Origin of the sequence: Azospirillum palustre (assembly GCF_002573965.1) — a bacterium.
Taxonomy (GTDB): domain Bacteria; phylum Pseudomonadota; class Alphaproteobacteria; order Azospirillales; family Azospirillaceae; genus Azospirillum; species Azospirillum palustre.
In genome coordinates, this window is record NZ_PDKW01000037.1 from 347,631 (window position 1) to 366,904 (window position 19,274).

The following is a 19,274-nucleotide window of genomic DNA, read 5'->3' on the forward strand; positions in this document are numbered from 1 at the left end:
CCAACGCCGCCGTTCAGGTGGATGGCCTTGGCGGGGTTCGGAAAGCCGGTCAGGTCGGCCACGCCGAATTGAGGATGATTGAACAGAAGTTCGTCCGCTGGAACCCCGGCTTCTTCAGCGCGAGAACATCCGCCTTGACGTTGCCGAAAGTGGTCTGAGGCTTCCTGGTGATGCCCTGGGCGAAGTGGTCGATGATGTTTTCCTTGAAGTCGGCCTCGCGCGGATGATGGGCGCAGACGTGATAGCGCTGCTCATGCGTGAAATCGTGATAGGCGATCCCCAGCACGTCCATCTCCACACCGGCCGTCACCAGGGCGACCGTGGGCCGCATGTGCTCGGGGATGCCCGGCGTGGTGTGGAGCGCGATCGCGGTCCAGACATCCTCGATGTCGCGTTCGGCGACGCCGTACCCCTTGAGGAATTCGCGGGCTGCATTCGCGCCGTCGACCTCGAACCGGAGATCCGCGCTCGAATGGCGGTCGGTCAGCCCCATATCGTGGAACATCGCGCCCACATAGAGCAGTTCGGCGTCGTAGGCGAGTCCACGGCGATTGCCGGTGAGCGCGCCCCAGAGGAACACCCGCCGGCTGTGATTGTACAGCAGGTCATCCTCCGTATCGCGGACAAGCTGGGTCGCCGCGCGGGCAATCTCACTGTCGGGAATGGTGATTCCGGCGATGACTTCGGACATGATTGCACTCCATGAAAGAAATTCAGGTTTCCTCGCTGTGTATTCACATGCTGAGGATTTCCCCATTACGGTCGAGATGGCGGTTCATGCTGAATGAGAATACGGTCCACGGCGCGACCGCCGATCTATTTCTGACAAATCATGGCTCGACACCGCAATGCCGGCTGACCTATAGATCAGGACAATGGCACGTCGGTTCGTGCCAGCACCGAATGGAGCGGCGGTGGCTGTTCAAAAGGTTGCGATCGTGATCCATGAGGGCGTCCAGGCGCTGGACGTCGCCGGACCCGTCGACGTTTTCGCTGAAGCCAACACTTACGTCCCGGCGGAGGACCGCTACGAAACGGTCCTCATCGCCGCCGACCGGAGGCCATTGCGCGCGTCGAACCGGATGCAGATGATTGCGGATGTGAGCTTCGAGGACGCATCCGGGGACTTCGGCATCCTGCTGGTCGCCGGCGGTCCCCATTTGCCCGACGCCGGTCCGGACACGCGGCTTACCGACTGGCTGCGGTCGGCTCCGGAACGCGCGGAGGTCTACGGCTCCATCTGCACGGGAGCCTTCGCGCTCGGCGGTGCCGGGCTGCTCGATGGGCACACGGTGACCACCCATTGGCAGAACGCACAGGCCCTCGCTGCGCGCTTTCCAGACGCCAAGGTGGAGCCGGACCGCATTTATGTTCGTGATGGGCGGCTGGTCACATCCGCAGGCGTGACCGCAGGCATCGATCTCGCACTGGCGCTCGTAGCCCAGCGCCACGGGGCCGGCGTTGCCCTAACGGTCGCGAAACGGTTGGTGGTGGTGGCCCAACGCCAAGGAGGGCAGTCGCAGTTCAGCCCCTATCTGACTGTGCCGGCCGACCCGGCGTCGGTCAGCGCGCGCATCCGGGACCATGTCATGGCCAACCTGGAGAAGCCTCATACGCTTCGGTCGCTCGCCGACAAGGTGGGCATGAGTTCCCGCAATCTTGCCCGCCACTTCGTGCAGGAAACCGGCATCACGCCGCACGACTTCGTCCAGGGCGCCCGGATCGACGCCGCCCGCATGCTGCTTGAGGCAACCGAGCGCCCGCTCAAGACTGTGGCGCACGACTGCGGCTTCGGCACGACTGACCGGATGCGCATCGTGTTCAGCGAAAAGCTTGGGGTATCGCCCGCCCAATACCGGGCAAGCTTTCGCCGGGGAGGATAAGGGGTTCCGCCCCTGTCGCCGCGGCATCCAGGATGGCCGCCTCGCCCCATCATCCCATGGATCAGGAGGCTGTCGTCGTGCGGAAGCGCTTCCGGTAGTCGGCCGGAGTGGTGCCGAGAGTGCGGACGAATGCGCGCCTCATGGTGCCGGCGTCACCGAAACCGCAGATATAGGCGATCCGCTGGAGCGGCGTGGAGGAATCGACCAGCATCCGGCGTGCCGCGTCGAGCCGCGCGGCTTCAACGAACTCAGCAGGCGGGTGGCCGACGTCGCGCTTGAACACCCGGGCAAAATTCCGCGGACTCATGCCGGCGTGGGCGGCCAAGGCATCGACGGACAAATCGGCGGAAAGGTTGTCCAGCACATGCTCCTGGATCTTCTGGATTCCGGTCCGGCTCGATGCCTGTGCGGCGAGATGGGCGCTGAATTGCGACTGCCCGCCGGGCCGCTTCAGGAACATCACCATGTAGCGGGCGACCAGCAGCGCCAGCTCCCGCCCGTGATCCTCCTCCAGGAGGGACAGCGCCAGGTCGATGCCAGACGTGACGCCGGCGGCGGTACAGACCTTGCCGTCGCGAATGAAGAGCTGGTCCGGATCGACGGTCAGGGCCGGAAAATCGGCGCGAAGCTTGTCGGCGCATTCCCAATGGGTGGTGACGCGACGGCCGTCCAGCAGCCCGGTCGCCGCCAGAAGGAACACCCCCGTGCAGATCGAGCCGTAGCGGCGGGCTTGCGGCGCGCGACGCCTGAGCCAGTCGATCACCGCCGGATCGACGGCCTTGAACGACGGGTCGCCGGCGATCAGCAGCGTGTCGATCGGCTGGTCCGGATCGTGGATGGAACGATCGGCCAGGAACCGCAGGCTGCCGGTCCCGCAGACCGGCCCCTCCGCGGTGCCCATCACCTGCACCTCGTAGGCCTTCGGGTCGCCGAGACGGCGCGCCGCTTCCCAGAACACCTCCGCCGGCCCCACCACATCCAACGCCTGAACCCCGGGAGGGGCGAGAAGCACAATCCGCATGGGAAACGCTCTTCCTGCAGTCGGGCGGCCGAACTGCCCCGGCCGCCCGATCCTATTCGGCACGTCGATCGTCAGACAAGGGCCGGACCGCGGAGCGTGGTAACGCGAAGCAGCGGATTACCGGCGTCCAACCGGCCCAGCGCCCGAAGCAGTCCACAACTGATTGCCGGCTCGCACAGCACGACCGGCAGATAGGCGGCGGCGAAGACCACCCAATCCGTGAACGGCGTTGCCCGTTCGCCCAGCATCAGCCAGAGGCCGACCATGGCGACCACACCGCTGTAATAGACGGCGTCGAAACGCAGGACCGACGCCCAGCGGATCGAGGCCAGCCCGCCGGACTCCAGCAGGCGCTTTCCGCCCATAGTGTGAGCGGCGACCAGCGGCACCATCAGCGACAGCGAGTTCACGGCGAGATGCACAAGATCCTGGGGTTCGAAAAGCAGTCCCTGCAGCGCAAGGCCGATGCCGAACCCGAACAGCGTCGCCCGGAAGCCGAAGACGAAATAGATGGCGGAGGCGCCGATGAAGTGCAGCTCCGATGGACCGACCGGCTGATGCCAGACCTCCATGAGGACCGAGAAGAAGGCGGCCGCCAGGAGTGCTTTGATCCATTCCTGCGGTCGGCGCAGGAAGGCCGGAACATGCGTGGCGAGAAGGCTGAGTACGGCGGCATCGGCGCCGACGATCTTGGCGGCGGACAGCATGCCGGGTTCGATGTGCATGGACGTCTCCCGATGTTTGACTATGGAATCAGGCCGATTGCGTGTCGGCGAGCGCAGTGGCGGCGGCTATGCGTGCCGACAGTTCGTCGGACGTCGCGAGACCGGATTGGAGGATCGTCGCCTCCAGGGCGCTCAACCACTGTTCGTAGTAGTTCCACGAGGGGTCGCCGGGGGTCTGAGCCCGCTCCCAGTTGCCGATGGCGGCGATCAGGTTCCGGCGGAAATCCTCCCATTCGAAATGACCTTCCCGCGCCAGGGCGAGCGCCACCCCAAAGACCGACCGCTCCCACTCCTCCGCAAAGCAGAGAGAGCCGTTGGCGCGGGGCGGGGAATCCTCGGCCCCGGCCATGCTGGTCAGGGCGAAATGTTCGAAGCGGGTCAGCATGCCCGTTTCTCCTGCCGGTTCAGGGGGACGCCGCCACCGCCACGCCCATCATGGATTCCGGCGTGACCAGGGCAGCGAGTTCGCTTTCGCTCATGCCTTCGGTCCCGGCGGGGCGTTCGGGAACGACGAACCAGCGGATCTGTGCGCTGCTGTCCCAGACCTTGACCTCGGTGCTGTCGGGCACCGTCAGCCCGAATTCCTTCAGCACGGCACGCGGCTCGCGGGCGGCGCGGCTGCGGAAGGTCGGGTCCTTGTACCAGTAGGGTGGCAGCCCCAGCACCGGCCAGGGATAGCAGGAGCAGAGCGTGCAGATGACCAGATTGTGGACGCCCTCGCCATTCGCCACGGCGCGCATGTGTTCGCCCTCGGCACCGGCCATGCCTTCCGGCAGGTCCGTCATCTCGGCGATGGCGGCCGGCGCATCCTCGATCAGCCGCGTCTTGAAGGCCGGGTCGACCCAGGCGTGGGCGACGATCCTGGCGCCGTTGAACGGACCCATTTTGGTTTCGAAGACGTCCAGCACCGTGTCTACGGTCCTGCTGGTAATGATGCCCTTTTCGATGAGCAGCGCCTCCAGGGCGCGCACACGCGCGGCGCTCCGGGTTTCGCGGTCATCGGGATGATGAAAGCGATCGGTCATGGTCGGGAACTCCTGTCAGGCGGCGGGCTTGCCGACATAGGCGGCATAGAGATCGGCGTAGAGCGTGACGTTCGGCTCCGTGTTGCCGGGCCACAGCTCCTCGGCCTCGAAGCGCACGCAATAGACGGGCATCGGTGCGCCGATGCCGTCGGTCCCGGTGTCGGTCAGATAGCCGTAGGCCCCCGGATAGACCGTCTCGACCACGCCGCTGTGGTTTCGCAGGAAGCCGGGAAGGCGGGTGTGGTCGACCGTCGGCACGTTCCTGACCGTGACGGTATCGCCTTCCTGGAAGTCGGGCCGGACCGCGACGTCGCGCTTTGGCGAATCCCCTGTCGCCAGGTAGCGCTCGACGCGCCGGTCGATCTCCGGCGCGCCGCCCTGCGGCAGCGGCTTGTCCGGATCGGCGAGATACTCCGCCGTGCGGGCGTCCAGCTCCTCCCCCGTGATGTAGCCGTTGTCGATCAGGTAGCCGCAGATGCCGCCAAGCCACTTCTCGTAGTACCGGTACTTGAAGTAATCGAAGGGGTTCAGGCCTTCCGCGCCGGTGCGCAGATGAGCCCAGGTCCAAACGGTGTGAAAAGCGCTCGGTGTGGTGTGGAAGGGCAACTGCGGGCTGAGCGCCATCATGGCCGTGTGAATGCCGAAGATGCGCGTTTCCCACTCTTCCACGAACACGCGCTTTTCGACCGTGATGGGGCCCAAGCCTTCCAGGCCCCCGAGATAATGTTGCAGCTTCATTGGACTGTTCCTGAGATGGGGAACGGAATCGGAAACGTCAGAGAACAGGATCGTCCGCCTGGACCTTGCAGCCGCGGAGTCCCTCCAGAAGCGCTCCGGCATCAAGGTGGCGGCCGATGAAGACGAGTTGGTTCAGCCGTTCCTCGCTGGGCGTCCACGGCCGGCTCGGCCGGCCGTCCAACGTCATGTGGACGCTGTGGAAGACAAAGCGGCGCCCTTGTCTGTCGAGATTCAGCACGCCCTTGGCGCGTAGCAGGTCGCGCCCCTTGTCCTGCACGAGCTGATTGAGCCAGCGGTCGACCGCCGCCGGATCGAGCCTCCCGGCCTCGCGCAAGGCCACGCAGCCGATGCCGGCGTCATGCTCGTGCTCATGCTCCTCGAGGATATCGGGGTCGAGACGCAGGATGTTCGCAAGATCGAAGGCACCGATCCCAAGGATCTCGGAGAGAGGCAGGACGCAGGCTTCGGTCCGGTGGATGCGGGCTAAGGGGTTGAGCCGGCGGATGTGGCGCTCGACGGCGTCGAGTTTACCGGCGGGTTCCAGGTCGATCTTGTTCAGCAGGATCACGTCGGCGAAGGCAATCTGTTCGCGTGCCTCGTCGTGGCCGAGTTGCAAGGGCAGGTGACGGGCATCCGCCACGGTGACGATGGCATCGAGGGCGAAGCGGCGGCGCAGCCCGTCATCCAGTACGAAGGACTGGATGACGGGCGCCGGATCGGCGAGACCGCTCGTCTCGATCACCACCCGATCGAACCCGCACTCATCCTCGACCAACCTCATCAGCGCTTCGATCAGATCGCCGCGGACGATGCAGCAAACGCAGCCATTGTTAAGCTCAACAACCGTCTCGCTTATCGCTGTCACCAGCAGTCCATCGATGCCGAGTTCTCCGTATTCGTTGACGATAACGGCGGTTCGCTCTCCCCCGTGTTCGGCCAGGATGCGGTTGAGCAGGGTCGTCTTGCCGGCTCCGAGAAATCCGGTCAGCACGGTCACCGGAATCGGTCGCATGGCGATGCTCCGTTGCTTCAGGTTGCGGAGGGCGGCCTTGGCTTTGCAGCGTGCCAAGGGGATTGGCCGATCTGCTTCGGCGTCCCGTGGTATACATTGCACCGCATACCTTCCGCTGACTCAACATGTGGCAGCGGGCAATTCCGGACAAAGCGCCTATCAGAATCGGCCAACTGCTTTGCCGCCATGGCTGCAACGATGAGCGAGTGTGCGAACAGGAGGGCAAACTAAAGAAAACAACTCACCTGGGAAATGCATTCAGGCGATGTCAATGTAGGTCAGAGCTATTGCAAAGATTGTCGACCGGTTGCTCAAGCTATTCGAGCATAAGAGCGAGGACGCACCGACAGCACGGGTATCAGGGAAAAGGCGCCCCCCTGCATGCAGACAATGCGCTCCTCCGGGGACAGAGCGATCAAGCTATGGCGCCGCTCGCCGAGTTCACGGAGTCTTGCCTAGGAACGAGCACATCATTTCGCATGATAAAGGCGCGTCGAAGTCATCGCCCATGCTTACTTGGCCATGAAGGAGACCCAGCGGTCGGGGTGTGGTGCGACGGCGTAACGCGACCAGCCGTGCCATCGGACGGCCAGCTTTGGAAATGATGATTTCCTCGCCTGCTGCAGCACGCTCCAAGAGCTGCGATAGGTGCGCCTTGGCATCGGAGAGACTCACAGTGGTCATGATGCATGCTCTTTTTCAACTCGCGCCATAGAGTAAGCCAATTCTAATGTGGTGGTCTATTTACATATTTCCTGCCGAATTTTAACCTGATGCTTGAGCAATAGCGAAAGCAGTATGACGGTTTCGTCATGCTACGATGCTCATTCCGCTGCAGGTGCAAACCAAAGAATTGCGCCGGTTTCAGTTCGCCCCACAGCATGAACCAGACGTTCCTTTTCAGCATTGCGCAGGCTGCCGCTTATTCTAAGGCAAAACGTCTTAAAATATCTTTTGTTCATATCCAGAGATTTCTGCAAGCATATAATTTTCCCAATTTCCTGCGTGGATAACGGATGGGATTTCTCTCTCAACACTCTCAATGCCGAATCCCTGATTTCACCACGTCGAAAATCTGGAAGCATACGAAGAGGTGATGAAAAGAAATGAGGCGGGCTAGGAGCTACCATGACTTTTGAAAGCAACTGGATGGTGCCCTGAAGCAATTCCATCTCTTTCTCGGTGTTGGCCAATTGCTCCATGAGCTTCCGACGATGTGCGTCCAACTCCGCATGCTTGGCGTCAAGAACAGCGAGAACATTGTCCCTGCTCGTAGCTGAGGTCACATGTGAGGCATCTGATTGCAATGGCATGGTCATAGCGGGGTGGTCATGAGCCACGGAAAGGGAAGAGAGCAATATCCGATTTTGGGATAATCCGGAAATGGGTTTAGCGGAGGTGCCGGCTTTTTCTCCTTCGGCGCCCGCTCGTGAAGTCCATCCACACCCCTGCTTACCGTGCTCTGATCACGATTCTGGTGGGCGCCAGACACAACGCCGGATTGACACAGGATCAGTTGGCAAAGCGCTTGGGCAGGCCTCAATCGTTTGTGGCGAAGTACGAGAACCGAGAGAGACGTCTCGATGTGATAGAGTTCCTTTCTCTTAGCAAAGCACTGGGACTCAACCCGCATGAAGCCATCCATTTTATTGAAGAGTATATAAAGTAGATTGATTTTTTCATTCTATGATATGGGGATTTCACATTTTCATTATCGTGTTTTTATCCGTTATGGTAATTTTATTATGTAAATATTCTTGCCTGCGGATAGATTGCGTGCGCCATCACATGGAATAACCTGCATCCCACTTAATACGGGATGCCTGTAGTTTCCCTTGATGTTAGTATACGCAGTCCATATTGCGTTCATAACAACAGGGGCTGGAGTATATTGCTGTGATCATACCGACAACATGATCCATCGCAAGAAGGAAAAGGGAATGACTTCGCCTCGAATTACAAGAGGTAAAGACGCGATGATCAATCTACCCGTCACCCCTGAACAGATTGCCGCGGCCCTCGCTGATATTGACTGGGAAGCTATCGATGCCATGACTGACGAGGACATTGCCCGCCAAATCGCTGAGGACCCTGACGCTCCCCCTGATCTATCCGACGCCCCACCCGAACTGGTGCGCGTCATCCACCCCCCTGGCGGTGTCAACGTTCGCGGAATCCGCGCCAAGCTTGACCTGACCCAGGAAGAATTCGCCGGCCGCTTCGGATTTTCGGTCAATCACCTGCGCGATTGGGAACAGGGACGGACCCAGCCCGACGCCTCCACTCAGATTTTGCTTCTGGTGATTGAGCGAGAGCCGGAACTAGTGGCCGCTGTGGTAGCGCAGAAGAGCGTCGGCTGGTCGGCGTAGCCGACACGCTGAAACTCACCTCCCGCGAAGTTGTACAACCGGTGGCAAAATGGACAATCTGGTCCTGAGGGATCAGAGTGTCGCGAAAAGGAACCTCTCATGGCGAAGGTGTCGCTGAAGCAGGATGAGATCGAGGTGATCAAGTATGCCCCCGATCTGGTGCGCACAGCGGCAAAGGACGCTGACCAGCACGTCTATGATCAAATGCCGCTGGCGGCGCTGTGCGTGCCCGTGGCTTTCGACTACCGCTGACAGCCGGTGGCGAACGATCCGGACGACGATCATGTTCTCGAAACTACGATCGACGGCGTGGCCGATATGATCGCAAGTTTCAACATCACCGACCTCGCGGCTGGCGGCCGGTCTTTCGGAATCGCCACCGAACGGCCGGTGGACCCTCTCAGGAGATCATGATGGCCAGCTTTCCCCTCCGCATGCCCGACGATCTGAAGGACGAGGCGGCCCTGGCGTCGCGCGTTGATGCGCAAGCGGAGGCGACGCGCTACTTCGCCGCTCGGGCGGCTCGCGCGACCCCTGGACGCGCCAAGGACATCCTGAGCCGGTCCGGCGCCGGAAACGCACCGCGCGATGACGATCGCATAGAATAATCGTCCAGAAAGGGTGCTTTTGGCACAGAAAACCGACAGCAGATCAGCGGGTTTCCGCAGGGGTGATCATCGGATGAGGATTCTGGAAACCGCCTTTAAGTGTCCGAATAGCAGCGGACACTGTTGGCGAATTCCGGAGCGGCGGCGGGCTTGTTGCCACCCGCGGGAAATCCCGCCTCAAACCAAGGCCCAAAGCCATGCTTGGAGCCGCCTTGGGACCGGGTTGCCGAACTCGCCAACATGTCCGTTGCTCCCCATACCCCGACGCCCCTGAAAGCGCCTTAGCGTATACTTCCGCCCATTCTATGGCATCACCCCATCTTGCGCATGGTGGGCTGGCGAACGATCAACGAAAGCATGCTCGACCAGCGCAACCTCATTGCGTCGAACATCGTGATCAGTGTACGGCCGATTGCCACGTCCGGGGCTGCAAGAGGGGACGATCAGGATGGCCACACGCATCTGCAAGAAATGCAGTGGAACCCGCTTCAATAATCATAACGCCTGCATGGATTGCCGAAACGCGCGGGCGAAGGTGCGAGCCGCTCGGATCAAGGCGAACGGCGGCAGCCACACCCGGAAGGAGTGGGAAGCCCTGAAGGCTTCGATCACCGCCTGCCCAGACTGCGGTCGAGCGTGGTCGGACATCCCGTTTCCGACTGTGGCGCGCTACAACTCAGTGATCACGAAGGGCCACATCGTCCCAGTTTACCACGGTGGCACCAACGACATAGCCAACATCAAACCCCAATGCTACGAGTGCAACTTCCGCCAAAACGCCGGCCCATTGAAGCGATAGGCCGCAGGGGGGAGACAACGCCCGCAGCCGCTAATGCCAGTGCCATAACGAGATCGTCGTGCCCGTGGCCGGCCTCGACGGCGAAGCCGGACCGGCGGGCCTTTGCGACGAATGCGGCGAGTTCCTGCCGCAGTGCATCGCGGCCGGGGCCAGTCGCCGTGACGACCAAGCGGCCGGCAGAGACCAGCAACACCAGCAAGCGCACACCCAAACCGCAGGCGCCTGCCGTCACCTGACTTCTGAAATGGGCTGTGACTGACGAGTCTGGAAGAAGGCCTGCATAACATTCTGGAAACAAAGGTTTTCCCGTTGTTCAATTTTCGGTAATTGGTTTTCTGGCGGCATGAAACCGGCCTAGAAATTTGGCTGCGAAATCCGATTATGAGGGCGATATGAGTTGGGATTTGTGGCTCGGGGCTTTGGTATCGATCCCTGTTGGCATCGGTACGGCCATGGTGACTCCGTGGTTTCAGAAGAAACTGGATTCTTGGGTGAAGTTCAGGACAATTCACCGATCGAGAAAAACGAAAGCGGAATTTGAGCAAATTGTCAGATACAAGCATAATCCCAACGACCTTACCCACCTTATGCTCGTAACGTCCATCAAAGCGACCCTTATTGCTTCAATAACGTCTATGTTAGCATTCTTAGCTAACCTTGTATCTTGGTCGCTAGACAGATGGGCTTTTAACCTAAACCCAGACTCCCCGACTTACATACCATTGGGCGGAATTTTGGTTGCGGCAGTTCCATTCATCGGGTCACTGCTGGTCGTCAATACCTGTCGACCCGTTTTGGCCGCTTGGACCAGAGTGAGAAACTTTGAAGAGTACGTTGCCCAAGTCTCTGAGACGGTCAAGGCGTCGAACACTGACAAAGACGCTCCCGCAAGCAAGCAGTAACTCACGGCACCCGTTCTCCGGATTCGTCTGACGCAAGCCCAATTCGTCTTGACCTGAGACCGGGAAATTCCTCCAAGAATGGGTAGAGTTTCTCTGAGTTGTGATGCCCAAAGCGGGTGGTGATGGCAAGCCGGGCGGGGGTATGCCCCGGCCCGGCTTGCGTTGCGACCGCGGCGACCTCGGTGGGCGTGGCACCGCCGAGACCGGAGTGCGGCCGGACGTGGTTGTAGTCCTCCTTCCAGCCGGCCTCCTGCTCCTTCAGAATGCCTATGATCTGCTCCTCGCTGAACCGGCTGCGTCTCATGCGTCCGTCTCCTCTCGATGGCGGACTCTACCCATTCTTGGAGGAATTCTCCGGTCTCAGGTAACCACTTTCACGCACGCTGCGCCGAAACCAAAACGGCCCGGCGAGGGGCCGGGCCGTTCGGGTGGGGCTAGGCGGCGTCCTGGATGTCGACACTCACCACCTTGCCCAGAGCTTCGAAGGCGCGATCGAACGCGTCCGGGCTGAGGCTGCGTTGACGTAGGTCGAGCATGCGGCGGACCTGACGCTCGTCCAGGCCGATGCGGCTGCCGAGTTCGGTGTTGGTCACGCCCGCAGCACGCATGGTGCGGTAAAGGGCGACTTTGAGGCCGACACGGGTTGGCAGCATCACCACGGGCCGTCCAGCGGCGGCGGAGGGTAGAGGGATATCCCTCCGGCGGGCCATGTACTCACCGAGGATGGAGACGAGAGCGTCCTGAGCGTTGCTGAGTGCCTCCTCGTGAGTGTCACCATCGGTGAGTGAGCCAGGAATATCGGGGAATGTGGCGATGATGCCGTCGTCGTGCACCTCGAAGTCTAAAGGATAGGCAAGCATAGAAAATCCTCCGAGAGGATAGAGCGTGAAGACATGACAACCGTAGTAACAACAGAGATAGGAGCATGAACTCAGACAAGGTCGCGAGGTAGCTTAACCTATGATCTCAAACCAGTTGGCGACGGCAGTAACCCAAGGAGCCTTTTCAATAGGTCTTACCCTATATGGGTACACATAGTCCCCCTTAACCGCTCGGTGGGACCGGAAGCCTTTCAGCTCCCGGTCCTTCAAGGGTAGTTGGGGCTTACTTGAGCCCCAACTCCTTCTTGATCTTCTCCATGACGCTGGTTCGAAGCTGCTTCGATCCGCCGTGCACAGGAAGCTGCGAGATCATCTCGGTGGCTGGATTGTAGAGGGCTCGGTGTCCATCACCGGCCTTCTTGGCGGTCACTTCCACCCCCTGCCTCTTGAGCCACCGCGCGAACTGGTCTGAGTTCATGCCCCCATCTCCGTTGTTAATGGGGGGACATTCGGACAAACTTGTCCGACCGTCAAGAGGTAATCGGACAAACTCGTCCGAATCTCCCTTCCGAGCGATTGGTGGGCCGCCGCGGCTATGGTTGTTCAGGCGGCGGGCTTGTCGATCTGGTCGTAAGCGGTGAAGGTCCGCCTGATCGCCGCAGCTGTGGTGGTCAGGCGGCGGGTTGGCGTCGATGGTCATGAGGCTGTGCCTTTTCTGGATGGCGAACTGTTCTGGGCTCGCTGACTCCTAGTTATGCTTCGATGGCTGACATCGGTGTTCCCGTCCCCTCGCGCGCGAGGGCAGGATGCGCAGTTGTAGATCTCCGCTTACCATAACGTCCGTTCGGCGTGGCTGGACCGCGCCCCCGTTTCTGCCCCTCGCGCGCGCGAGGGCGGGGCGGTCCTGGCGGTGGGCGGTTGTATCGGCCGGTTTGTCATAACGCTACTTCGGCGCCCCGGTTGTGGGGCGGTAAGCCCTTGGTCCGCCACGCCTTCGCGGGATGCGGGAAATTATGAAATCCGCCCCGGTCGGGCCGGAATCAAGATGTGGTAGGGCAGGGCGCAAATCCCGGCGTCCCCCGGTTGAATCCGCCCGCTCCGCCGACGGGGTCGAAACGGACCCACCGGCCGAGGCCGGCGACTGCCAGCCATGCGCGAACGGCGCTCCGGCAGCACGCATTTTTAAGCAGGTTCGGACGATCCTGAAGGCGCGGCGGGTGATCGGGCACGGACAAGCACGCCCCGGTCATCGGCCGTCACCGTTCCCCCTCCCAGGCGGTGCCCTCATCCCCCCTCACAGAGGATTGAATGGACGATCTGTTCTCGCTTCTTCGCAAAGTCACCCTCCTGGTGGGCACTGCCTGGCTCGCCATCGCCTTCCTGTCCGGCGGGGCCGGGCTCGACGGCTGGCTGGTCCTCGACATGGCCCGCCGCGCCGTGCTGCCCATCCTCCTTGTCACCGGCGCCAGTTGGTGGCTCCTGGCCGAACGCACCAGCGCCCAAACCCTGGCCGCCCTGCTGCCCGCCGTCGCCGGCATCGTGTGGTTCGTCATCTGGCCCTGGCTCGACGTCTGGGGCCAAGCCGCCGCCACCGTCCCGTCCGTGCTGTCCTATACCGGTTCTGTGATCGACGAGACCAATCTACCCTGGTACGCCACCGACCCCGGGCAGTGGGGCGGCCTGGCGCTCTGCGCCGTCGCGACCGTGGCCGGCTGGGCCTGGGGCCGCGACTGACCGCCACCGCCTGCCCGAAAGCCACCCGCATGACGGGAAAGGGCTTGCGGCAGGATGCAACCTGCGTCCAAGGTCAGCCCACGGCCCAGGGACGGCCAGAGTTTAAAATGGCTCCGCCGCCATCTTAAAGGTCCCACCCACAGGGGCGCCTCCGGGCGCCCCTTGGTGTTTCCAGATCCAGCCGGGCGGGGCCGGCCAGCTCCCTTGCCGAATGCCCCCAGCCGCCCCCATACTGTGGAGAACCACCGGCCGGGGGCGTCACCCCCCGGCCGGTGGCCGCCAGCTAGGCCAGGCTGGGATGAAGATGATGATGCTCGCAATCAGCCGCAGGCCCAGAGCGATCCAGGCGATGCGGCGGCGGTGGCGGCCCAGCCGCCGGTAGATGATGAAGAGCTTCGTTTTCATTGTGGTCTCCTAGTGGTTTTCGGTCTGGCCGCGGGGGGTGTGGCGTCCAAACCTTCCCCCGCGGCCGCCCCCGGTCGATCCGGTGAGCTGACCCCATGATGGCGAAGTCCCCAGCCCGCCCGCAATAATAAAAAACCGTCCTCTTACAAGACGTGACGTGCATTCGTGGGATTTCTGGGGCCGTATCGCGGACACACATCTAACGCATCAAGAACGACGCGCGAACCAGCGGGTAACGGCGAAGTCAAAATGTTTTGTAAGTTTGCATCGTGGCATAACAACACGATGATGCCGCACGCGTACTTTACGGCGTTATCGTCAACAACGGCGACAACGACGCCAACGACGCCAACAGCGACATTCCGCGCAACGGCGCGAACGGCACTAGGATCCGGCAGCGACGTGGACGATCCTTACCAGCGTGATCCTGGCAAGACACGCCTCGCAAATGATGTGATAGCCGCAAATTATCTTGCCGTTATGATGGAAATGCAGCAAGGTGGATCCAGTGCCATCGCGGCGTCGCCGCCCCTGTTGGAGTACCTGTCCCGTGACTGCCCCATTCGACTTCAAAGCGTGGCTCGCTGAAACCGGCTGGAGCCGCCCCGTTGCCGCCGACCGCACCGGCCTGTCCCTGTCGCTGGTCGAAAAGCTCGCCACCGGCCAGGTCCCCGTCTCCCCCGCAACCGTCGCCCAATGCCTGGACGCCACCGACCGGCACATCACCCGCCTGCAGGGCTACCTCGGCGATGGCATCGCCGGCGCCGCCCAGCGCCACCTCGCCGCCTTCGAACGGATCGCCGACGAGGCCAAGCGGATCGACGCCATCAACAACCAAGCCCTGGCGACGGCCGTCGAGGACGTGATGGAGGCCAGCTCCGAAATCGAGGCCCTGGCCGACGCGGTGATGACCAGCCTCAACGACCGCGCCGAGCGGGAGAACATCAACACGCTGGAAGGCCAGATCTTCACCCGCGGCCGCGACATGATCCTGGGCGGAACGATCGCCCGCGCCAGAACCCGCCAAATGTGGGCCAAGCTGGCCAAGCCGCGGAAAGGCTGAAGGCATGGCAAGGGCGCTCACATCGCGCCGGCCCCTTGGCCCGGTTGGGGCATGCCAGAATATCTGGCATGGGTGCAAGCGGAGCGGGACCGCTGTCGGGCCTTCCTAACCGCCTCCGGTCAACATCTTGTGGGTGACCGCCTCGCAGCCAGCCCCCAGAGGTTGAAACCCGGCTTGACCGGGCTGGACCCGGCAAAGCGAACCTCGGTCAGTGCGGGTGCACCTGCGTTCTCACCGTGTTCTCAGCTCCCGGACAATCTGCGCATTTCGTGTAGTGACCCCTATGCAGCGAAAACGGTGCCAGACCGCGACCGCGACGAGTGGATCAAGCTCCGGGACTCGATCAATCTGCCTGTCGGCGGCCGTTGGGCAGAAGGCCTGTTCCGGCTCGCCACTCAATACCCCTGACGGTCAATCCGGACGCCGAACCGGCGCCTCCCTTGCGGGAGACCGTCGGGCACCGCATACTGACCCCACCGCCGACCGGGTGTTCCAGACCCGGCCGGCGGCGGTCAGCCGATCAGGTCACGCTGCGGATGAAGAAGATGATCGACCCGACGAACCGCAGGCCCTGGGCAAACCAGGTCAGGCGGCGGCGGTGGCGGATCAGGCGGCGGTAGAGGGTTCTCAACGTCGTGCTCATCGGTATGTGTCCTGTTTGGTTTCAGTGCTCGCGGCGGGGGGTGGTTTGGAGACGGCCCCCCGCTGCTGCCCACCGGACTGCCCGGCGGTGGTGAGAAAATCATGGCCCCACGACCTGCCCCACGACAAATAAAAAAGTAAAGAGACCGGCAAACAAATACCGGGGTCTTGACCATCTTTTAACCGGAAGACCCAATTCCGAGCGGGATCAGTCGAAAATGCGATGCCAAGAGGCATAAGATCGGCGTTGTCAAAATGTTTTTTGTTTGCATCACTGCATAATATCACGTTGAACTGCTTGATCATCTTCAGCTGAGCTGGTCCCCATTTCCCGGACATTCGGATAAGCTTGGTTCGCCCAGGAAGAAGGACGGACCCGATGACGGGGAAGCGGAAGCGGTATTCGGCGGAGTTCAAGGCGAAGGTGGCGCTGGAGGCGATCCGAGGCGAGTTGACGGTGTCGCAACTGGTGGCCAAGCACGGCGTGCACCAGACGCTGATCAACGCTTGGAAGAAGCAGGCGATGGAGGGGATGGCGGGTGTGTTCTCCAGCAAGGCGGAAGCCGCTGAATCCAGCCATCAGGGCGAGGTGGAGAAGCTGCACGCGATGATCGGCCAGTTGGTCGTGGAGCGGGATTTTTTGCGCAAGGCCTCCGGTCGATGAGCATCGGTCGGAGGCGGGAGCTGGTTGAGGCGGATCATCCACGTCTGTCGATCACCCGACAGTGCGAGCTGGTTTCGATCAGCCGGTCCAGCTACTACGGACCGGCCAAAGGCGAGCCGGCCGCGAACCTGGAGCTGATGCGGCTGATCGACGAGCAGTTCCTGGAAACGCCCTGGTACGGCAGCCGGCAGATGACCCGGCATCTGCGCCGGCACGGCCATCAGGTCAACCGCAAGCGGGTTCGCCGCCTGATGGTGCGGATGGGCTTGCAGGCGGTTTACCAGCGCCCGAAGACGACCGTGCCGCATCCCGAACACAAGATCTGGCCGTACCTGCTGCGCGACCTGACCATCGACCGCCCCGATCAGGTGTGGTGCAGCGACATCACCTACATTCCCATGCGCCGCGGCTTTCTGTACTTGGTGGCGGTGATGGACTGGGCGACACGCAAGGTCCTGAGCTGGCGGCTGTCGAACACCATGGACGTCGCGTTCTGCATCGAGGCCGTGGAGGAGGCGATGGCACGCTACGGCCGGCCGGACATCTTCAACACCGATCAGGGCAGCCAGTTTACCAGCCCGCGCCTCACCGGCCTCTTGACCGCGGCCGGCATTCGGGTGTCGATGGACGGGCGCGGCCGCTGGATGGACAACGTCTTCATCGAACGGCTGTGGCGATCGATGAAATACGAATGCGTCTACCTCCACGCCTTCGAAACGGGCAGCGAGGCCAGAGCCGGGATCGGCCGCTGGATCGATTACTACAACGCCGAACGCCCGCACTCAGCGCTCGGCGGCAGAACCCCGGCAGAGGCCTACGAGGGCACACTGGACCGGATCAGATTGGCGGCGTGACACGAACCTGAACCAAGCTTATTCCAGCCGCCAAACTGTCCGGGAAACGGGGACCAGCTCAGTTCGGTGTGAATGGGTCGACATGCGGACCTTCTCCCGCCGCGCCTAGCACGCGCCCTGCGCAAGCGTTTCGACCTTCCCAACGCTCCCCCGCGCGAAGCTCTCGCCGCTTTCGGCCTCGAGAAATTTCCCCAGCCGGTGCTGTTGCGCGGATCGCTGTGCCTGCCCGGCGGGAAGCTGCTGGATGGACGGCCCTATGTCGGAGTGCCGCCGGAATGGCTGGAAACCCTGGCGGTCGCCGGACGACCAGAATATTTCCTCGTGATCGAGAATCTGGCGTCCTTCAACCGGCATGTGCGAGAGGTGGAGGATTCCAGCATCGTCCTGTACTCTGGCGGCTTTCCTGCCCTTGCGACGCTGAAGGCCATCCGGCGCATGGATGCGCTGCTGCCCGCCGATGTGCCGTTCTTCCATTGGGGCGACATTGATGCGGACGGCGTGCGGATCCTTCAACACATCGCCCGCTCCATCGACCGCCCGCTGCGTCCGCACCTGATGGGAGTGGATGCCTGGAGCGACGCAGCCGTCGACGAGCTTTGCCGGCATCTTGCCGACCCTGCCTTTGTGCCGATGGAGCAGGAGGAGTTGGACCCGCAAAGTCCCTTGGCCGGCACTCCCGCGCAGTGGCAATGAGCCGCATTCAATTGCGCCAGAAGCCAATCAGCGGAAAGGCGCACACGATGTGCGGAGCACCACTTGCCCCTCCTGGGGTGGATGCCACGACGTGGCCGCTGCCCTTGTCTCCGACCGGCAGAAGCTGTCGGTGACCAGGGATGGAGCAATGGCGATCCAGGCGCTTCAGCACCTGGGTATCATCACTCAAGCGAAAGGCGAAGGCGGGCGCAGGATGGCTGTCCAACTCATCGAGCCGAACACTCCGCCCGACCAGGGCCTTGTCGCCTTTGCGCAACAAGGGTTCCGCACTGTCGCCCTGGGAGATTTCCAACGCACGGAGCAAGGGCAGCAGCCCGTCCGTCATATCTACGGGCTCGCATGGCTTTCTGGCCTGGGGTAAGGCGCCGAACAGACCACACACGACGCGGCGCAGTTCTACACCCTCCCGCGGATACACCTTGTGCAAGTGACCGGCGTAGCCAGACAGGACGATCCGCTCAGCCTCAGTTTCCAGCTCGCACCAGCCGACCAAGGCTTTGCCCGCCACCGTGTCCCAGGCCAACACCAGATCATGGGCACGCGGCTTGCCGGTCAGCGGTTCCACAATCAGCAGGGTGCCTGCATCGATTGGCGAGGGCAGCCATTTCGCCGCTGCACCGACTGAGAATATGGAGTGCCGATCCGGTTCGATCCTCAGCAGTTCGGCGTCGGGAGGCGGCTCGTCCGCTGGGGCACCCTCTCCATCGCTTGCGGCAAGTTGTCCCACGATTTGGATAGAGCGTGCCGGGGCACGGGCATTCGGGAATGGAACGACCCTGGCGTCCTTCTTCGGCGCCTCTTCGGGCCAGTGATGCAGGATGGCAAGGCATTGTTCCCGGCGTTCGAGGAATGCATCAAGCATGTCGTCCACCACCTGCGCATGGTTCTGGCGCATGTCCTCAGATTGGAAATGGACGGACCAATTCAAAGCCTCGCCAAGAACCTCCTTATCGGGCGCTCCGTCGGGCAACAGGGAAAGGATAGCTTTGAACGGTTCGCGCGAGTGTGGCAGCACCGCGTCTCCGGTCAACGTGCGCAACCGCTTGCCCAAAGGCTGTAAGGTCGGGTGATCATGGACGGGGGTTTCCCCCTCGTTCAGGAACTTGACCAACGTCCTTTCAACAAAGGCGCGGGCTTCCCGGCAAAAATCCTGGATGGTGGAATCAGTGGATTTCCTGTCCCGCCACGCCTGCCGTTTAAGGATGATCTGATCCTGGTTGCGTATTTCGGCGAATTCGCCCAGGCGTTTCGGTTGAAAGCGCCCACCGTTTCGGCGAAACCGCCCACCCGAATTG

Annotated in this window: 26 protein-coding genes; 10 read left to right on the forward strand and 16 right to left on the reverse strand. The window is 62.0% G+C overall.

What is annotated here, in order from left to right:
• Window positions 1-49 precede the first annotated feature (49 nt).
• The gene (locus CRT60_RS03480) at window positions 50-691 is read right to left on the reverse strand and encodes an HD domain-containing protein (protein ID WP_098735046.1); all 642 of its coding nucleotides are present in this window, start codon (window positions 689-691) and stop codon (window positions 50-52) included.
• Window positions 692-914: 223 nt separating this feature from the next.
• Here CRT60_RS03480 and CRT60_RS03485 point away from each other — a divergent pair, with 223 nt between their 5' ends.
• Window positions 915-1,883, forward strand: coding sequence for a GlxA family transcriptional regulator (locus CRT60_RS03485; protein WP_098735047.1), 969 nt, complete (start codon window positions 915-917; stop codon window positions 1,881-1,883).
• A 61-nt stretch (window positions 1,884-1,944) separates the two neighbouring features.
• Here the strand turns inward: CRT60_RS03485 and CRT60_RS03490 are convergent, their stop codons facing one another.
• From CRT60_RS03490 to CRT60_RS35450, 8 genes are all read right to left on the reverse strand, one after another.
• On the reverse strand, window positions 1,945-2,904 hold the full coding sequence (locus CRT60_RS03490; protein ID WP_098735048.1) for a GlxA family transcriptional regulator: 960 nt from the start codon (window positions 2,902-2,904) through the stop codon (window positions 1,945-1,947).
• 71 nt (window positions 2,905-2,975) lie between these two features.
• A complete protein-coding gene (locus tag CRT60_RS03495; protein WP_098735049.1) occupies window positions 2,976-3,629 on the reverse strand; it encodes an energy-coupling factor ABC transporter permease in 654 nt (217 codons plus the stop codon).
• 28 nt (window positions 3,630-3,657) lie between these two features.
• On the reverse strand, window positions 3,658-4,014 hold the full coding sequence (locus CRT60_RS03500; protein ID WP_098735050.1) for a nitrile hydratase accessory protein: 357 nt from the start codon (window positions 4,012-4,014) through the stop codon (window positions 3,658-3,660).
• Window positions 4,015-4,033: 19 nt separating this feature from the next.
• Window positions 4,034-4,654 (reverse strand): nitrile hydratase subunit alpha, encoded by a 621-nt coding sequence (gene nthA, locus CRT60_RS03505; protein ID WP_098735051.1) that lies wholly within the window; start codon window positions 4,652-4,654, stop codon window positions 4,034-4,036.
• 15 nt (window positions 4,655-4,669) lie between these two features.
• A complete protein-coding gene (nthB, locus tag CRT60_RS03510) occupies window positions 4,670-5,392 on the reverse strand; it encodes a nitrile hydratase subunit beta (protein WP_098735052.1) in 723 nt (240 codons plus the stop codon).
• A 37-nt stretch (window positions 5,393-5,429) separates the two neighbouring features.
• A complete protein-coding gene (locus tag CRT60_RS03515; protein WP_098735139.1) occupies window positions 5,430-6,404 on the reverse strand; it encodes a CobW family GTP-binding protein in 975 nt (324 codons plus the stop codon).
• 441 nt (window positions 6,405-6,845) lie between these two features.
• Window positions 6,846-7,088: a type II toxin-antitoxin system Phd/YefM family antitoxin gene (locus tag CRT60_RS03520; protein WP_193548400.1), complete on the reverse strand. Its 243-nt coding sequence runs from the start codon at window positions 7,086-7,088 to the stop codon at window positions 6,846-6,848.
• 140 nt (window positions 7,089-7,228) lie between these two features.
• The gene (locus CRT60_RS35450; protein WP_143273055.1) at window positions 7,229-7,723 is read right to left on the reverse strand and encodes a hypothetical protein; all 495 of its coding nucleotides are present in this window, start codon (window positions 7,721-7,723) and stop codon (window positions 7,229-7,231) included.
• Window positions 7,724-7,881: 158 nt separating this feature from the next.
• Here CRT60_RS35450 and CRT60_RS03525 point away from each other — a divergent pair, with 158 nt between their 5' ends.
• The 5 genes from CRT60_RS03525 to CRT60_RS03540 all read left to right on the forward strand — a co-directional run bounded on the left by CRT60_RS03525 (window position 7,882) and on the right by CRT60_RS03540 (window position 10,180).
• Window positions 7,882-8,073, forward strand: coding sequence for a helix-turn-helix domain-containing protein (locus CRT60_RS03525; protein ID WP_244592249.1), 192 nt, complete (start codon window positions 7,882-7,884; stop codon window positions 8,071-8,073).
• Between the two features lie 244 nt (window positions 8,074-8,317).
• On the forward strand, window positions 8,318-8,773 hold the full coding sequence (locus CRT60_RS03530) for a helix-turn-helix domain-containing protein (protein ID WP_244592239.1): 456 nt from the start codon (window positions 8,318-8,320) through the stop codon (window positions 8,771-8,773).
• 99 nt (window positions 8,774-8,872) lie between these two features.
• A complete protein-coding gene (locus CRT60_RS36085; RefSeq protein ID WP_161957965.1) occupies window positions 8,873-9,025 on the forward strand; it encodes a hypothetical protein in 153 nt (50 codons plus the stop codon).
• 158 nt (window positions 9,026-9,183) lie between these two features.
• Window positions 9,184-9,381, forward strand: a complete 198-nt coding sequence (locus CRT60_RS03535) for a hypothetical protein (RefSeq protein WP_098735055.1) — start codon at window positions 9,184-9,186, stop codon at window positions 9,379-9,381.
• Window positions 9,382-9,829: 448 nt separating this feature from the next.
• Window positions 9,830-10,180 (forward strand): HNH endonuclease, encoded by a 351-nt coding sequence (locus tag CRT60_RS03540; protein WP_098735056.1) that lies wholly within the window; start codon window positions 9,830-9,832, stop codon window positions 10,178-10,180.
• A 903-nt stretch (window positions 10,181-11,083) separates the two neighbouring features.
• Here the strand turns inward: CRT60_RS03540 and CRT60_RS37725 are convergent.
• From CRT60_RS37725 to CRT60_RS03555, 3 genes are all read right to left on the reverse strand, one after another.
• Window positions 11,084-11,347: an integrase core domain-containing protein gene (locus CRT60_RS37725; RefSeq protein WP_425290392.1), complete on the reverse strand. Its 264-nt coding sequence runs from the start codon at window positions 11,345-11,347 to the stop codon at window positions 11,084-11,086.
• A gap of 169 nt (window positions 11,348-11,516) precedes the next feature.
• Window positions 11,517-11,942: a type II toxin-antitoxin system HicB family antitoxin gene (locus tag CRT60_RS03550; RefSeq protein ID WP_098735058.1), complete on the reverse strand. Its 426-nt coding sequence runs from the start codon at window positions 11,940-11,942 to the stop codon at window positions 11,517-11,519.
• A 244-nt stretch (window positions 11,943-12,186) separates the two neighbouring features.
• Window positions 12,187-12,381, reverse strand: a complete 195-nt coding sequence (locus tag CRT60_RS03555; protein ID WP_098735059.1) for an addiction module toxin, HicA family — start codon at window positions 12,379-12,381, stop codon at window positions 12,187-12,189.
• An 872-nt stretch (window positions 12,382-13,253) separates the two neighbouring features.
• Here CRT60_RS03555 and CRT60_RS03560 point away from each other — a divergent pair.
• Complete coding sequence (locus CRT60_RS03560; protein WP_143273057.1) at window positions 13,254-13,637, forward strand: hypothetical protein; 384 nt, start codon at window positions 13,254-13,256, stop codon at window positions 13,635-13,637.
• A 258-nt stretch (window positions 13,638-13,895) separates the two neighbouring features.
• Here CRT60_RS03560 and CRT60_RS36090 read toward each other — a convergent pair whose 3' ends face one another.
• The gene (locus CRT60_RS36090; RefSeq protein WP_161957966.1) at window positions 13,896-14,042 is read right to left on the reverse strand and encodes a hypothetical protein; all 147 of its coding nucleotides are present in this window, start codon (window positions 14,040-14,042) and stop codon (window positions 13,896-13,898) included.
• A 550-nt stretch (window positions 14,043-14,592) separates the two neighbouring features.
• On the opposite strand from CRT60_RS36090, the gene CRT60_RS03565 reads away from it, so the two are divergent.
• Complete coding sequence (locus CRT60_RS03565; RefSeq protein ID WP_098735061.1) at window positions 14,593-15,105, forward strand: helix-turn-helix domain-containing protein; 513 nt, start codon at window positions 14,593-14,595, stop codon at window positions 15,103-15,105.
• 520 nt (window positions 15,106-15,625) lie between these two features.
• Here CRT60_RS03565 and CRT60_RS37460 read toward each other — a convergent pair.
• Window positions 15,626-15,748, reverse strand: coding sequence for a hypothetical protein (locus CRT60_RS37460; protein ID WP_280177194.1), 123 nt, complete (start codon window positions 15,746-15,748; stop codon window positions 15,626-15,628).
• A complete protein-coding gene (locus CRT60_RS35455) occupies window positions 15,745-16,053 on the reverse strand; it encodes a hypothetical protein (RefSeq protein WP_143273061.1) in 309 nt (102 codons plus the stop codon). Before CRT60_RS35455 ends, CRT60_RS37460 begins: the two co-directional genes overlap by 4 nt.
• 73 nt (window positions 16,054-16,126) lie before the next feature.
• Between CRT60_RS35455 and CRT60_RS03570 the strand changes: the two genes are divergently transcribed.
• Window positions 16,127-17,265 (forward strand): IS3 family transposase gene (locus tag CRT60_RS03570; protein WP_098735062.1). Its coding sequence is split into 2 segments (ribosomal slippage): window positions 16,127-16,382 and window positions 16,382-17,265, totalling 1,140 coding nucleotides; the frame shifts between segments, so codons are not numbered across the junction.
• 198 nt (window positions 17,266-17,463) lie between these two features.
• Window positions 17,464-17,958 carry a Wadjet anti-phage system protein JetD domain-containing protein gene (locus tag CRT60_RS03575; RefSeq protein ID WP_161957967.1) on the forward strand — a complete coding sequence of 165 codons (495 nt, stop codon included), beginning with the start codon at window positions 17,464-17,466 and terminating at the stop codon, window positions 17,956-17,958.
• Window positions 17,959-17,965: 7 nt separating this feature from the next.
• Here CRT60_RS03575 and CRT60_RS03580 read toward each other — a convergent pair.
• A partial coding sequence (locus tag CRT60_RS03580; RefSeq protein ID WP_161957968.1) for a hypothetical protein occupies window positions 17,966-19,274 on the reverse strand: 1,309 nt, incomplete at its 5' end.